Annotated in this window: 14 protein-coding genes; 6 read left to right on the top strand and 8 right to left on the bottom strand. The window is 43.2% G+C overall.

The genetic code is table 11. From position 1 onward, the window contains the following. Positions 1-44 precede the first annotated feature (44 nt). Positions 45-575, top strand: a complete 531-nt coding sequence (locus P5683_RS13325) for a hypothetical protein (protein WP_006623094.1) — start codon at positions 45-47, stop codon at positions 573-575. Beyond that, complete coding sequence (locus P5683_RS13320; RefSeq protein ID WP_315640145.1) at positions 572-3,217, top strand: P-loop ATPase, Sll1717 family; 2,646 nt, start codon at positions 572-574, stop codon at positions 3,215-3,217. The genes P5683_RS13325 and P5683_RS13320 overlap by 4 nt, the downstream gene beginning before the upstream one ends. Before the next feature lie 164 nt (positions 3,218-3,381). Here P5683_RS13320 and P5683_RS13315 read toward each other — a convergent pair whose 3' ends face one another. From P5683_RS13315 to P5683_RS13280, 8 genes are all read right to left on the bottom strand, one after another. Further along, a complete protein-coding gene (locus tag P5683_RS13315) occupies positions 3,382-3,756 on the bottom strand; it encodes a hypothetical protein (protein WP_006623092.1) in 375 nt (124 codons plus the stop codon). A gap of 18 nt (positions 3,757-3,774) precedes the next feature. Further along, a complete protein-coding gene (locus P5683_RS13310) occupies positions 3,775-3,957 on the bottom strand; it encodes a hypothetical protein (protein WP_111890852.1) in 183 nt (60 codons plus the stop codon). Positions 3,958-4,038: 81 nt separating this feature from the next. Beyond that, positions 4,039-4,767 carry a GGDEF domain-containing protein gene (locus P5683_RS13305; protein WP_241081005.1) on the bottom strand — a complete coding sequence of 243 codons (729 nt, stop codon included), beginning with the start codon at positions 4,765-4,767 and terminating at the stop codon, positions 4,039-4,041. Positions 4,768-5,418: 651 nt separating this feature from the next. Continuing rightward, a complete protein-coding gene (locus P5683_RS13300; RefSeq protein WP_006668345.1) occupies positions 5,419-5,796 on the bottom strand; it encodes a response regulator in 378 nt (125 codons plus the stop codon). Between the two features lie 46 nt (positions 5,797-5,842). Then, a complete protein-coding gene (locus P5683_RS13295) occupies positions 5,843-7,810 on the bottom strand; it encodes a PAS domain S-box protein (protein WP_046318656.1) in 1,968 nt (655 codons plus the stop codon). A 100-nt stretch (positions 7,811-7,910) separates the two neighbouring features. Then, positions 7,911-9,797, bottom strand: coding sequence for a response regulator (locus P5683_RS13290; protein WP_006668344.1), 1,887 nt, complete (start codon positions 9,795-9,797; stop codon positions 7,911-7,913). 302 nt (positions 9,798-10,099) lie between these two features. After that, positions 10,100-10,339 (bottom strand): NifU family protein, encoded by a 240-nt coding sequence (locus P5683_RS13285; protein ID WP_006623085.1) that lies wholly within the window; start codon positions 10,337-10,339, stop codon positions 10,100-10,102. 35 nt (positions 10,340-10,374) lie between these two features. Further along, positions 10,375-10,647 (bottom strand): DUF3386 family protein, encoded by a 273-nt coding sequence (locus P5683_RS13280; protein WP_039932235.1) that lies wholly within the window; start codon positions 10,645-10,647, stop codon positions 10,375-10,377. Positions 10,648-10,952: 305 nt separating this feature from the next. Here P5683_RS13280 and P5683_RS13275 point away from each other — a divergent pair, with 305 nt between their 5' ends. From P5683_RS13275 to P5683_RS13260, 4 genes are all read left to right on the top strand, one after another. Then, a complete protein-coding gene (locus tag P5683_RS13275) occupies positions 10,953-12,119 on the top strand; it encodes an IscS subfamily cysteine desulfurase (RefSeq protein ID WP_006623082.1) in 1,167 nt (388 codons plus the stop codon). A 7-nt stretch (positions 12,120-12,126) separates the two neighbouring features. Continuing rightward, positions 12,127-12,669, top strand: coding sequence for a GUN4 domain-containing protein (locus P5683_RS13270; protein ID WP_006623081.1), 543 nt, complete (start codon positions 12,127-12,129; stop codon positions 12,667-12,669). Positions 12,670-12,908: 239 nt separating this feature from the next. Continuing rightward, positions 12,909-13,973, top strand: coding sequence for a uroporphyrinogen decarboxylase (gene hemE, locus P5683_RS13265; RefSeq protein WP_006623080.1), 1,065 nt, complete (start codon positions 12,909-12,911; stop codon positions 13,971-13,973). A gap of 243 nt (positions 13,974-14,216) precedes the next feature. Next, positions 14,217-15,197, top strand: a complete 981-nt coding sequence (locus P5683_RS13260; protein WP_006668341.1) for an NAD(P)-dependent oxidoreductase — start codon at positions 14,217-14,219, stop codon at positions 15,195-15,197. Positions 15,198-15,650: the final 453 nt, after the last annotated feature.

Below are 15,650 nucleotides of genomic sequence, written 5' to 3'. Positions count from 1 at the left end.
GTATCGTCGCATTGTCAGGCAATAGCCGGATAAATGTCGCGTAAATGTATCAGCTAAAATTCTCAAATACAGTCGTGATCGCTATAGCCAAAGAACCAAAGGCGATCGCCTACTTATCCCCTCTGAAAACAAAGATAGTCAAAATGCAGGGTTCTCAAAAAATTCAGGTCGGGGTGAGCGACTTACGGCAAGCCTTTCATACTCATTTTCAATCGGCTGAACAAATTAAACATATTTCGGCTTATTTACTCCTATTCTATGCGGTTGAATGTGGGCTAAAGAGCATTTTTCTCAAACGAAACCAGTTGCGAACCACAGCACAGATTCCCGATCCAACCCTCTTATCTGAATCTGGTCATAACCTAGATAGATGGGTCAAGGAACTGAAAATTTCCGCCAGCACAATTAGCCAAACTCCTAATTTTCATCTAGCCAAAGGTGGTTCAACTTTAAACATAGAAAAAGCTCATCAAGTTTGGCGATATGGTATTAAGATTAAGCCTGAAGATGAAAAAGTTTTAGTTGAGTGGTTAAACAGTATTAGCCAATGGATTAAGGAGAACATAAACCGATGATTCCCTCAGATATTCGTCTTTATACTTGGGTTGATGTAGAAGAAGTTTTGCTGCGGAAACAAAAGCAAAATGAATGGCCAAACGGGTTGGTTTGGGCGCGAACCTACTGGGACGGGTTAACCATGGGAATTCGTCCGGGAACTCAAGCAGAAGCCCACGATTGGCTGAGTGAAATCTACGACCCTCGCTTCCGAAATAATTATATTATCTTAGAGAGTGTTGATGAAAATCAACGGATTTTGCCGATTTGTTGGGAAGAAACCGAGGAAGACCCCCCAACTCCTAGACTGACTCCGAGTTTATCCAGACCTGGAGTGCTTTTTCCTCCTAGTGAGAATGTCGAACCTCCGGCTATTATGCCATCAGATTTTCCCCCAGTGGTGGCGTTTCATTCTTTTAAAGGTGGAGTGGGAAGGACTACTCATGCGATCGCCTTAGCCAAGGCTTTAACTGCTAAAAAACAAACGGTTCTGTTAGTTGATGGGGACTTAGAAGCTCCGGGAATTAGTTGGTTATTTGAGCGAAGATTGCCCTATCCTCCCGTTTCTTTTGCGGACTTGTTAGCATTGGTTCATGGTGATGAATCTCCCCATTATGAAACCGCCATTCAATTAGTGAGCGATCGCCTACAAAATGCCTTAATTGATGGGATATTTATTCTGCCATCATTTCGCTCTACTTCAGGATTTACCTCTTTAGAAATTCGACCAGAACATCTGATCCAAGGTTCTAAAAATGCTTTTATATTGACCGATATCTTAGCCCGTCTCGGGAAATATCTGGGAGTCGATGTGGTCTTGGTAGACTTGCGGGCTGGACTCTCAGAATTAGCGACAGGTTTAATTTTAGATCCGCGAGTTTATCGGATATTTGTTACTACCCTGAGCGGACAATCGATCGCCGGAACGGCGAGAGTTTTAGAACTGATTGGAGAGCGATCGCCTTCCACCAGAGAAGAAGACCCATTCCCCGCCTTAATTTTCAGCCAAGTTCCTGAAGATAAAAAATTCACCGATTGGGTGATTGAACCTGAACAACAATTGCTGGAAGCCGCCAAAACATTTATCGAAGACAATGGGGATATTCTCAGAGTAATTACCCCCTTTGCTGATAGTTTGCTGGTTTTACCTCCTACTTGGGAAGAGGTGATGAGTAAGCTAGAGCGATCGGGTATTGTAGATGCAGTTAGTCCACTGCTAGATTGGTTGCCTAGTCCAAGTGGTGCATCAATCCCAGAAAGTCTTCCTAGTTTAAGTTTAAAATATCAACGACAACAGATTAAAGAATTTGCGGAAAAATTGGTTTATGCTGAGACAGCACAAATCGATAATTTTTGGGCAACGATTCCTTTAAAGCAATTGGCTTCAGACCATCGACGACAACTCCCTATTACAGTCGTAGTGGGCGCTAAAGGTTCAGGAAAAACTTATACATTTATGCAAATTGTTCGCCGTCAAAATTGGGAAAAATTTGTCCAGGAAACTGGGGAAACAGTCACAAATAATGCCTTGATAGCTCCCATATTATCATCAAACAATTTAGAGGATAATGCCAAAAAAATAGTCGAAAATGTGCAAAGAGAAACTGCCAAAATATTAATGTTTTCTCATCCTAAATCCTCTAACGATATTCGGGATTATATAAGACAAAATCAGACGGGAAACCTCCATGAAGGTCAGTGGCGGGAATGTTGGCTAGATGTCATAGCTTGGGGGGTGGGATTTAAACCGGAGGAAGCCGGGGCGGGTCGAAAATTAACCGACCATTTATTTAAAAACAAACAGCAGCTTATTGTCGTCATTGATGGGCTAGAAGACTTATTTCAAAACTTTGATAATGATGAAAATCAACAAAAAGCTCTACGCGCTTTACTGCAAGAAGTACCGGAATGGTTGGCGCAACAGCCCGGTCGTCCTTTGGGAATAATTATTTTTGTCCGGCGAGATATTGTCTTGGCGGCGGTGCGTCAAAATGCCGCTCAGATGATGGCTCGTTATCAGCCTTATGCCTTAAAATGGAATCGGCAAGAAGCACTTAGATTAGTGGTTTGGGTTACCAAAAAAGCCCTTCCAGATTTTAACATTAATCTTGACAAATTGCCAAATATGAGCGAGGAGGAAATCACCGATACTTTAGTCCCACTGTGGGGTAAAAAATTGGGTAGTGAAAAATCTAAAGAAGCTCGTTCTGTGCAATTTGTCCTGGCTGCTCTTTCTGATTTCAACGGTCAAATTCAATCGCGAGATTTGGTCAGATTTTTAAAGATAGCCGCCGATAAATCTATGAATGATACTCGGTGGCAGGATCGAATCCTGATTCCTAAAGCAATTCGGGATGCTTTACCGGAATGTAGCAAGGAGAAAATAAAAGAAATTCAGACCGAAAATACTGCCTTAAAAAAGATTTTTGCGAAATTACAGAAATTGGCAGACGCTAACCGCAAAATTCCTTTTAGCCGCGAAGCTGCTCAGTTATCGACTGAGGAAATTAAAACCTTATTAGATAATGGCGTAGTCATTCAGGAAAAAGATGATTATTATATGCCGGAAATCTTCCGTTATGGGTTAAACTTTGGACTGATAGGTAGGGCGCGCCCTCGCGTTTTATCTCTGGCTCGGCGTGCGGCGGGACAAAGTTCTTAATTGGTCAGTAATCAAACCATATATTGAGCAGCGATGATAAATCTGTGCTTTTGACTGATAATTAGCGACTTAGGGTTGCTATTAACAACACTCAGGCTATAAATATGATCATGGTTTTGGGGGCGGATAATTCAGAATGTTTGCTCTAGTGTCGCACAAGCTGATTAACGACTAATCACAATCAATCCCTGGCCAGGGCCTCCATGAATTTCCACTTGAGCTACATCCCCTGTTTCTGAATAAAAGCGAACCGTACTTCTCGACTGTGAGGGTATCGATCGCCATTGACGGGAATTCGAGTCGTACTCTAGGTTTGTGGTATAACCATCATCCCAACGGATCACAATTCTCCGAGAACTTTGTTCAATGGAGCAACCAATTGACTGTGCTTGGGGTTGGTTCTGACCATAAAAACTGCAACGGCCCCGATAGTTTCGGCCGGCTTGTGCTTGACCTGGCTCCATTAGCATCAAGCTGGAGGCGACAAGGACACTGCTCAGGTAGGCAGCCTTCTCTAGTAAATGTGAGCCGAACTTCATGGCGCGTAAACCTTAATATTATTTGATCACAATTCCCCTTTGTTTAGGGTATGACAATCCAATTAACTGGTCAATGGCTTTCGCCCTTAAATTATAGTCTTTTAATCCGGTAGTGCGATCGGGTACTCCCATGACTTGACCAACGAGGTCGAAGGTTTCATAAATGAGCGATCGCCTCGATATTCTCCCCGGTGCAACCAATCACCCACCTGCCAACTCATAACTATCAGCCAACCTCAACGCCCTGTATTTTAATCCCAACCGGGTAAAATAAAAGTCGGGTTATCCCATACAAACTTGGTTGCGACCTTGAGACTTCGCTTGATAGAGTGCGAGGTCTGCTTGCTTCAATAAATCATCTAAGCATCGCACATCTTTGGTCAATTCTGAGATACCAAAAGAAGCCGTTATCTGAAAATCAGATGGGATATCAGGATGGTTAAAGTACAGTTGGGAAATACTCACCCGCAGACCCTCTGCCATGTCTAGGGCTTGTGAAATTTCGCTTCTGGGTAACAAAACCATAAATTCTTCCCCACCATATCGGAACGCTAAATCATTGACTCTCAAAAATTTATTTGTGAGTTTCGCGACTTTTTGGAGGACATAATCACCAGCTAAATGTCCGAACTGATCATTGATTTTTTTAAAATGATCTATGTCTATCAACATTATAGAGAGTGGGAAGCCCATTTGCTGGTGGTAGGCTATCTCTTGTTCTAGCCTAGAATTTAAAAAGCGGCGATTTAATAGCCCGGTCAATTCGTCAACGGTTGCTAACTTCTCAAGTTTTTTGTTGGCTACCAGTAGCTCCCTATAGGTTTCCATGAAGTCGAGTACCGGAAAGCAGAGGGTCTGGGCATTGACGCAGGGGATGGTCAGAAACAGCAGTAAACCCATCATGTGAAAGTTGCTTATTGTATCATCGGTACTCGGAGAAAGGCAGAAATTTAGGAGGATTAATGTTCTGGCAATCAGAACTATAAACAGCATCAGATCAAGCCAAAGCATGATCCTAATAATTGTATTTCTACGCACCGGTTCTCGGAGGACAATTAATCCTGGAATCAGGTAAAGAATTGCATTTAGGGCTGATGTGTAGATTCCAGGTATCCACTTATGGTGCATAATCGATATGAGAAAAATCAGGCTAAAAACAAGTACACTGAGCGCAATAATTAGATATAATTTGTGGATTTTACGATTGATAGATTTGTCTAAAAAAATGAAAATAGAATGGGTTAGCAAAATGGGCATTAAGGCTAGAAATATATTAGATAATGGCAGTGTATATACATTAATTCCATAGCTAAACCTCAAAAACAATAACAGACATCCCAAAGCGAATGAAAAACATCCATAAGCCATCCATTTGAGAAAATCGTGATTCCTAACCTTAAAAAAAGCAATTAAGAATACACCGTTAGCGGTAAAGTTCAACGCGGTAGTCAAAACCAGGGTTGGCAAGTGCATTGATGGTAATAAAACTATTCAATTGGGGTGATTAATATCGCCAGGTTCATCAATGATATGATGGCGTTATTGAACCACAATTACTATTGTACTATCACTCAGATCAAATTTACAGTAAGTTAATATGGTGGTGAAAATATGGTGGGGGCAAAAAAATTTTTGCCCATACCAGGTAGGAGGGAAATAGGGTTAAGTCCAGCCCAGAATTTGGGCAACCTCTTCAGCCAAAGAAAGAGGTTCAAAGGGTTTAGCAATTACACCACTGACACCGAGACTATCAAACTTTTGGCGATCGCTAGATTGAATTTTCGCCGTCAGCAAAATCACAGGAATATCTTTCGTTTGCTGATTCGCTTGTAGTTTTTGAAAAGTAGCAAAACCATCTAACTCCGGCATCATGACATCAAGCATAATCGCGTCTGGGTGTTCGTTTTCGGCTGTTTCTATCCCTTCCATGCCACAACAGGCAGTAATTACATTCCATCCACCGATCATTTCCAAACTCAGTTGGGCAATTTCTCGGATGTCATCCTCATCATCAATTAATAGAATTCGCTTAGTTGTCATCTGTTTTCCTTTACTATTTCTGATTTTGATGCTGCTTTGCATCAATTTAGGGGTTAATGGGTAGGCTGACAAAAAATGTACTTCCAGCGCCAAAAATACTTTCCGCCCAAATTTTACCGCCATGCTGTTGGACAATGCTGCGACAGATAGCCAGTCCCAATCCAGTCCCCCCATTTTGTCGAGAGTCCGACGCATCCACCTGTTGAAAACGACCAAAGATAGTCTCAATTTTATCTGGTGGAATACCACGACCGCGATCGCGTACCGAAATCAAAACATCATTTTCCTGTGGTTTAGCGGTAAAATCAATCCGCTTGTTAGCGCCAGAAAAGCGAATGGAATTACTCAACAAATTGGTGAGCATCTGAATAATCCGATCACGATCAACCATCACTTTAAATTCCAGAGGAATCACACAGAGATCCACCCCTGCTTTCTCCGCCACAGGTAACATTTCATCAGCAGCTTGTATCATCAAATCCGCCAGATTGACCCAATCTTTGTGCATGGGAAGCTGACCCGAGTGCATTCTCTCCAGGTCAAGGATATCGTTAACTAAACGCATGAGGCGATCGCAATTAAACATTGCGATATCTAACATCCGTTGGCTTTTTTCCGGACTAGAGGCTAATAAGCCGCTAGATAATAGCCCCAAAGAACCACGAATAGAAGTCAGGGGAGTACGCAGTTCATGGCTAACGACAGAAATAAACTCATCCTTCATCTTTTCCATCGCTTGCCTTTCCGTAATATCCTTAAATGTGATCACAGCGCCAATAATCGCCCCTTCTTGTCGCATGGGGGTACTGACATACTCCACGGGTAAAATTGTCCCGTCCTTGCGCCAGAATACCCCATCTATAACATGGCGAACCTTCCCATCTTCTAGGGTAGCAAAAATTGGCGAGGGCTGGAGGCTATCTGGGTGGGGTTCCCCTGGGGTCTGGGAACGACAATGGCCTTTAGTAATCTGCCGTAAATCGCTCATGATTAGTTCTCTAATATCATATCCAGTCATGCGCGCCCCAGCCGGATTAATAAAGGTGATTTTACCATCTTGGTTGAGACCACAAATTCCTTCCCCCGCCGAATCAAGAATTAACTCATTTTGGTGGCGCAGTTGCTCCAGGGTACACTCAATTCTTTTACGATAACTAATATCCCTGGCAATCATGGAAATGCCTGTAATTTGACCTAAAGCATCTTTAATAGGGGAAATCGTTAGAGAAACATCAATATTTGCACCATCTTGGCGGACGTGGATGGTTTCATAATGATCAATACCGCCTTCCGCTGTAATGCTAGTTAAAATGCGAGGCATTTCATTGGGTCTTTCTGGTAAAGCTAACATCGAAATCGGAGAGCCAATGGCTTGGGAAGCACTATAGCCATAGATTTGCTTGGCTCCTTCATTCCAACTGATAATTATACCATCTAAGGTATTACCAATAATCGCATCTTCCGAAGATTCTACCATCGATGCTAAACGAATATAATCGGCTTCTGCCTGTTTTTTTGCGGTAATATCTCGACCCAAAATTACTAACCCTTTCCGGACTCCCGTGGCTGTAAAAAGTGGCACTTTCATCACATCATAAATTCTCAGAATGCCATCATTTTGACGGATTTTTTCTTCTTCTTGATAGACTTTCTGTAACTGCCAAGCTTTTTCGTCTTTGCACTGAGAATTTAAAAGTATTTCTTGATAACAAGATAAAGCATTCACGTGTTTAATTATATCAAAAATTTCGGCATCAGTTTTACCACGATAATCAATCTTATTTAATTGCAACAGGTCTAAAACTGCTTGATTTGCCTCTAGCCATCTCCCTTGGCTATCTTTAAAACAAACCAGATCGGGAATAGCATTAATTAGCGTTTGCAATAGTTCGGAACTGGCTCGTAATGCTTCCTCAACCCGCAGGCGATCGGCAATTTCTTGCTTGAGTTGTCGATTGGCTGCTTTGAGTGACTGGATGAGTTTCGTTTTTTTCGGAGTTTTTTTTCTCGCCATTGGATTTTAAAAACCTCATGGAGCATATAAATGAGATGAAATAAAATGACTTTATTTTATGTAGAATTAGGTCATACAATAGCTAGAATATCTAGCGGTTTTAGTGATAGGCAAAATCGGTTCTGGTGGCTAGGTTCTGAGTTCTTTTGAGTCTATTAACAATGCGAGTAGCAAGTTCCGATCCGGTGAAAGGTTTGGTTAAATAATCATCGGCTCCGGCTTGAAAAACTTGCTCGCGAATTTGGCGATCGGTTTGGGCGGTGACAAACAAAACTGGGAGACCTCGCCAACGAGGATCATTGCGGACAATTTGGCATAATTCAATGCCATTGAGATGCGGCATTTCTATATCTAAAACTAACAAGTCAGGGTGGCTTGATTCCAGGGTTTTCCAAAATTGGCGAGGGTCGTCTAGGGTTATGGTTTGAATACCCCAAGGTTGCAGTAACCCTTGGATTGCTGCTAACATTTGGGGGTCATCATCGACAATCATCACCCTGGTATTGATGGCATAATACTGACGGAAAACATCCCTGACTACTGCGATCGCCCTTTCTATGGTGACAGGTTTTTCTAAAAATGCACTACCACCTAGCCGCACTACTTCTACCCGCTTACTGATATCTCCTTGGGTCGTAAATACTACCGTCGGTATGGGGGGCTTTTGTTGGGTCAGGTCAACTAATAGCTGACGGAAAGGATAGCGATCAAAGTTCAGTAGCACTACTTGGGGAGAGGGGAGGAGTTGAAGCATATTTTTTTCCCTACCGCTGGGAGTACGATCGCATATTTTGCGTATCGTCGCTTCTTCCGTGATAATTTCCGCTTGGATCTGATGACGACTCGCTTCTATAATTAGGTTTTGGATAAATGGCTCGTTGGTATCAATGATTAGTAGCCGGGGAGAATCGATTTGCTGTTGGTCAGAGGTACAATTGTTGGGGCTCGCGGTTTCGACTATTTGACGCAGGCGACCAATCAGAATTGACAGAGATGGTAGGTGTTCAATAATTAGGGGGGTGTCAAGTTGCAGGATCAACTCAATTTCACGAGCCACAGTTGACCCTTCCCTCCGTCCGAAGGTTCCCAGTGATCCCGCTAGTTTGTGCGCTTCCTGTCGCGCCTGTTGTTGCATTAGCAGATTGATCTGTCCATCATTGGCGGCGCCGATCGCTTTTTCAATCGTGATTATGCGATCGTCTAGGGTCTCTCTAAATCTTTCCCAAACTTTTTGGATCGATTGATTCAGTTGGAATTGGCGATCGCCATTGGGTTCTGAGTTAACCCTCGCTGTCGCTGAATGGGGTTTCTCCAAATTCTGATTTAGCCGATATCCTAACCCATAGACAGTTTCGATAAACTCAGCACCAGCACCAGCCGCTTTCAGTTTTTGTCGTAATCCCTTAATATGAGCGCGGACTGTATTAGCAGAAGGCGGATCATCAAAAGTCCACAACTTATCTAGGATTTTATCAATACTGAAAGTCCGTTGACGGTTCCCCATCAATAGTTCTAGTAACCCATATTCTTTCGGGGTGAGTTTCAGCGGTTTTCCGTTATAACTAACATCGCAGGTGCTAGTATCCAAAACCATTTTTTCATAGGTTAATACTGATGATGTCGCCTCGCTACTACGACGCAGCAAAGCACGGATACGAGCCGATAATTCCGCAATATCTAACGGTTTCACCATGTAGTCATCGGCTCCCGCGTCTAAGCCTTTCACTTTGTCCTGTTGATTATTGCGCGCCGTTAATAGCAGTATCGGAACTTGGAAATTATGCGATCGTAATTGGTGACATAAACTAATACCATCCAGCAATGGTAGTTCTATATCCAGTAAAACCAGATCATAACTGCTGCTTTGGATATATTCCCATCCCTGCTGTCCATCATTGACGAGATCTACCTGATATTTCTGGCTCGTCAGCATGGCGACCAGAGCATCTGCTAGGTGTAAATCGTCCTCAACCAGAAGAATACGCATTGATGCACTTAATGTTGGAATTGTTGAGGATAGATGGATTTAGGAAATCTCTGTTTATCCCCCAACTCCGAGAGCAAAACTCAACTCTCTTCCTGGAGAAACAGCCGAGTAAATTACCCATTTTCCTGAGAAATTCCCCGATCCCCATTTAGTTATTATCGTTCCTCACCTATAAATTATAGGGTAAATTCTGCCCAAAAAACTGCCTCTGGACAATTAACCGCCACCCTCTGGCTAATTAGGGGGTTCCACCACCGCTATTGATGAGAACCCCCATAACCTGAAACTAACAGTGACAGTTATTACATAACTGATTCAACTTCCGCAATTTCCGGGATTCTTTCCCGCAGACGGCGTTCAATCCCCATTTTCAGCGTCATCGTCGAACTGGGACAGGAACCGCAGGCTCCTTGAAGCCGTAGCCGGACAATAGGACCGTCAAGTTCTACAACTTCCACGTTTCCACCGTCAGCCATCAAATAGGGACGTAGTTCATCCAGGACGGTTTCCACATTTTCTGGAGTCAGTGCTAAAGTAGTCATGATTTATCGGATCTGTTGTGCGATGTATTGAACAATTATGATCTTACCTCCATTTTAGCTAGTTCGGCTACTTCGTCTTCCTCAACCCAAATCTCTACCGCGCCAGAATCATCGGTTTCTCCTAGGCTCAATTGATTTTGACCATAGGAGTTCTCAAAAGTTTGATGTTGGCGCTCAGTCACCACATCCCTTAATGGGGTATCAACGCTTTGGTGGACTTCTTCCGAGTTAGCTCTGGGGTAATCTGAATTTAGCCAGTATAGCCATGTTGGTAGGCTTGGCGAAACGGCGATCGCCAGCAATCGCAACTCTCAAAACTTAGATATTACCTATTATAATCTATTGACCGTAAATTTACCATAATTTTAGGAAAATTACCGATTTTAAATTATAATAATCTCGGCGCTATGGATATAAATTCTGTGTATACATACCCTAGATCTGATTTTTGGGCTACCATACCCACAGCCTTGTATTCTGATTATTCATTTAAAGATAGACCCCTGGGGGATTTCATCAATATATTATTCCCCATCATTCCCCCTTTTGCTACCAAACCTATGGCTATCTACTCACTCTAAATCGTCTCAAGTATTAATCAAAGTTATCACCCATGTCTGCACGTCCTATTTATCTTGATTGTCATGCTACTACCCCGGTAGATAAGCGCGTTTTAGAAGTGATGATTCCCTACTTTACCGAACACTTTGGCAACCCCGCCAGTGTCAATCATCTCTATGGTTGGGAAACCGAAGCCGCCGTTAAACAAGCGCGACAAATTATCGCTGATGCCATTAATGCTACCCCCACCGAAATAATTTTTACCAGCGGCGCAACCGAAGCCAATAATTTAGCCATTAAAGGAGTAGCAGAAGCCTATTTTAGCCAGGGTCGTCATCTAATTACTGTGGCTACAGAACACCATGCAGTCCTCGACCCCTACGATTACTTACAAAGCCTAGGATTTGAGGTAACTTTACTCGGCGTTAAACCCGATGGCTTAATTGATTTAACCGAACTAGAAGAGGCTTTGAGACCCGATACAATTCTAGTTTCAGTCATGGCTGCTAATAACGAAATCGGGGTATTGCAACCCCTAGCAGAAATCGGGAAAATCTGTCGAGATCGCCAAATATTATTTCATACAGACGCGGCGCAAGCCTTGGGTAAAATACCATTAGATGTCGAAGAAATGAACATTGATTTAATGTCCTTAACTGCCCACAAAATCTATGGACCCAAAGGTATTGGTTGTCTGTATGTGCGTCGTCGCCAACCCCGCGTCAAAATCGCCCCACAAATTCACGGCGGCGGACAAGAAAGGGGCATCCGTTCAGGAACCCTTTACACCCCTCAAATTGTCGGATTTGGTGCAGCAGTAAAACTAGCTTTAAGTGAAATGGCAACCGAAGCCAAACGGTTAACCCAATTACGCGATCGCCTTTGGAATCAACTGTCAACCCTCGACAATATCCGTCTGAATGGTCATCCTACCCAACGCTTACCCGGAAACCTAAATGTCAGTATTGACGGGGTAGATGGTCAAGCATTACTATTAGCATTACAGCCAACAATGGCAGTATCATCAGGTTCCGCCTGTACCTCAACCCGCATTGAACCTTCCCACGTTTTAAAAGCCTTGGGAGTCCCCGAAAATCTAGCTTATGCCTCCCTGAGATTTGGGATAGGAAGGTTTAATACAGAAGCCGAAATTGACCAGGTAGCACAGGAGGCGATCGCCACCATTAAAGTGCTAAGAAGAGTTGTATCTACCCGATAAATAATTCATGGCAAAACCTGAATATTTAATGATTATTTTTACCCTGATTTGTAGTCTCCTATCTTTAGGGATGGGTATGTTCACAAATCCCAGAACTTCTCAGATCGCCCCCCTCCCTCCCGACTACGATCGCCTAGGGAATTTAATCAGCTTTGGTGCTTGGCAAAAAGCCGAACGTCAGACCTATCGAATGATGTTGTTAATTATGGGTAAAAAAAATCAGGAACTCACCCCCAAAGATATCGCCAAGTTTCCCTGTCACGAATTGAGCCAAATTGACCAAACCTGGCACCAAGCCAGCCAGGGGGAATTCAGTTTAACCAGACAACATCAAATCTGGCAAAATTTTCAGCAGTTAGACCCAGATACCCCCTTAACCTTTGCCTCTGTTAATTCATTCATCAAAAAATCGAACATTTGTCGGGATAGTCAGTCCCCCAACTATCCGGCTATCCGTTGTCATGAAAAACTCAACCTAGCCATATTTTCCCGTCTGCAAAAATGCCAAATTTCTCACCCGTCTCCGACCCTATTAGAAACCAAAATTTGACCAGTCCCTCTCTGAGGAAGTCCGAGTCAGAAGTAGACCAGGTGAGTCAACATCAAAAAATCCCCCAGCGCCACCACCACAAACCCTAGTGGTAGCCCATGGCAGATCAACGTTACAATTCTTTACCAAACTTGGGCTAACTCCTCATGCCAGAGATATCCCCAGACGATCGCATAATGGTAAGCTACTAAATGGCTCAATCAATTATTCCTTGACTTAGTAAGTAACATTAATTACCCATGACCGACTCGACCCAAACCCCTTATCTGTTGCGCGCTGCGCGTGGTGAAGTCTTAGACCGTCCCCCCGTGTGGATGATGCGGCAGGCGGGTCGCTATATGAAAGCATATCGCGATCTGCGGGAACAATATCCCTCCTTCCGCGATCGCTCTGAAAAAACAGATATCGCCGTGGAAATTTCCCTACAACCCTTCCGCGCCTTTGCGCCAGACGGAGTGATCCTATTTTCAGATATCCTGACTCCCTTACCCGGTATAGGCATTGATTTCGACATCGTGGAAAGCAAAGGTCCGATCATTGATCCGCCTATCCGCACTCAGTCTCAAATTGACCAACTACATCCTATCGAACCAGAAGCCTCCCTGCCATTTATTCGGGAAATTCTCCAAACTCTGCGCCGCGAAGTCGCCAACAAAGCTGCCGTGTTAGGATTTGTAGGCGCACCTTGGACCCTAGCAGCTTATGCCATCGAAGGCAAAAGTTCTAAGGATTACACTATTATCAAAAGTATGGCATTCAGTGAACCTGCCATGCTACACCAATTTTTGGGTAAACTGGCTTCTGCGATCGCCACTTACGCCTGTTACCAGATTGACTCCGGGGCCCAGGTTGTGCAAATGTTTGATTCTTGGGCGGGTCAATTAAGCCCCCAGGACTTTGAAACTTTTGCTTTACCCTATCAACAGCAAGTCGTTAAACAGGTCAAAGCTAAACATCCTGATACCCCTCTGATTCTCTATATTAACGGCAGTGCCGGAATTTTAGAGAGAATGGGTAAATCTGGAGTTGATCTGATCAGCGTTGACTGGACCGTGGATATGGCTGAAGCTAGAAATCGCATCGGTCACCATTTGGGAGTACAAGGAAATATTGATCCTTGTGTTTTATTTGGATCTAAAGAAACTATCCGCGATCGCATTTTGGAAACTATCCGCAAAGCCGGAAACCAAGGTCATATTCTTAACCTCGGTCATGGAGTTTTACAGAAGACCCCAGAGGAAAATGTTGCCTATTTCTTTGAAACTGCCAAACAAGCAGATCAACTATTGGCAACTCATGTCTAACTGTCACATCTTATTGATTCTCAGAAAATGGCTTTCTTATACGGTTTTCGGTATCCATCAATATACCTTCCCAAAAACTGGTTTTTAAGAATCGTCAATAGTCAACAGTTACTTGCAGAGGGGGTGTTTCCCCTGGTCGGAAAAATTAATTAATCATTAATCATTGATTCCCCCCTGCCTCTCCTCTTCTCCCTCCCTCTCTTAGCCTGTCTCCTCTGTTGTCCGCCTGCCTCTTGTTTTGTTATGACCAAAAGAGTTTTCATCACTGGTGCTAGTGGCTGCATTGGTCACTATATCGCCGAAAGTTTAATTAATCACACTAATTATGAACTGTACTTTTTTGTTCGTAATCCAGACAAGCTAGGCTTTGATTATCAAAAACGACCAGATATTCACATTTTATTAGGTGATTTGCGAGAGATTGATAAATTCTCCGACTTATTAAAAACCATTGATATCGCCATTTTGGCAGCCACATCATGGGGCGGAAAACCTGAAGTCTTTGATGTTAATATAACCAGTACCCACCACTTACTCAAATCCCTCGATCATCAACGCTGTCAGCAAGTCATTTATTTCTCTACAGCCAGTGTCCTTGACCGCCAAAATCAACTCATCCCCGAAGCTGGAGAAATTGGCACCGATTATATTAGCTCAAAATATCATTGTTTGCAGCAGATTTCCCAAAACTATCCTGATTTTCCCCCCTTGCGGGTTCTCTTCCCTACCCTGGTTTTGGGGGGAGATACGGATAAACCCTATTCCCATCTTTCCTCTGGTCTACCACAGGTGGTAAGCTGGATTAATCTGATTCGCTGGTTTAAAGCTGATGCGAGTTTTCATTTTGTCCACGCCGCCGATATTGCTACAGTTGTCCAATATTTAGTTAATCATCCCCCACAGTCTCCACAACCTGAATGGCTGGTTTTAGGAAACCCACCCTTGACATTAAATCAGGCGATCGCCGAAACTTGTGCCTACTATCACAAATCTATCTATTTCTCCATTTCTCTCTCTCTGTGGTTGGCTAATTTTTTCATCATTGTATTTCGCGTACAAATGGCTGACTGGGACCGCTTTTGTTTGAATTACCGCCATTTTACTTACCAAAACCCTGTTAGTCCCTCTACCTTCGGCGAAATTACCCGCTTTCCTACCCTAACCCATATCCTCGCAGAGTTTGCACCTACTACTTCGTCTTCTTCTTCCTCTCCCTCTCCCTAGTCCCCTTTTTTTGTTGATTTTTTATTCAGCCCACCTCCCGCCGCGCCCAGGGGGTTGACAGGACGGGGGAAAACTGCTACGATGAAAGTGGCAAGTTACATAATCGAAATATTAACTTAAATAAAAAAATTGCAAACATCTCGATTATTTAATAATAGCACAAGATACTCAACTAAGCAACCCCTTCCCATCCCCCTATCGGCGGGGGCGATAATTTTGTTACAAAACTTAATATAAATTAACAAATCTCGCGCCGCGCCCAGGGGGTTGACAGGACGGGGGAAAACTGCTAGGATGAAAGTGGCAAGTTAAATAATGGAAATATTGACCTAAATAAAAAAATTGTAAATATCTCGATTATCTAATAATAGCACAAGATGCTCAACTAAGCAACCCCCTCCCATCCCCCTATCGGCGGGGGCGATAATTTTGTTACAAAACTTAATATAAATT

This window comes from Limnospira sp. PMC 1279.21 (assembly GCF_032349615.1).
Classification (GTDB): domain Bacteria; phylum Cyanobacteriota; class Cyanobacteriia; order Cyanobacteriales; family Microcoleaceae; genus Limnospira; species Limnospira fusiformis.
The sequence above is the reverse complement of the archived record's forward strand: the minus strand, read 5'-3'. Positions and strand labels throughout refer to the sequence as shown.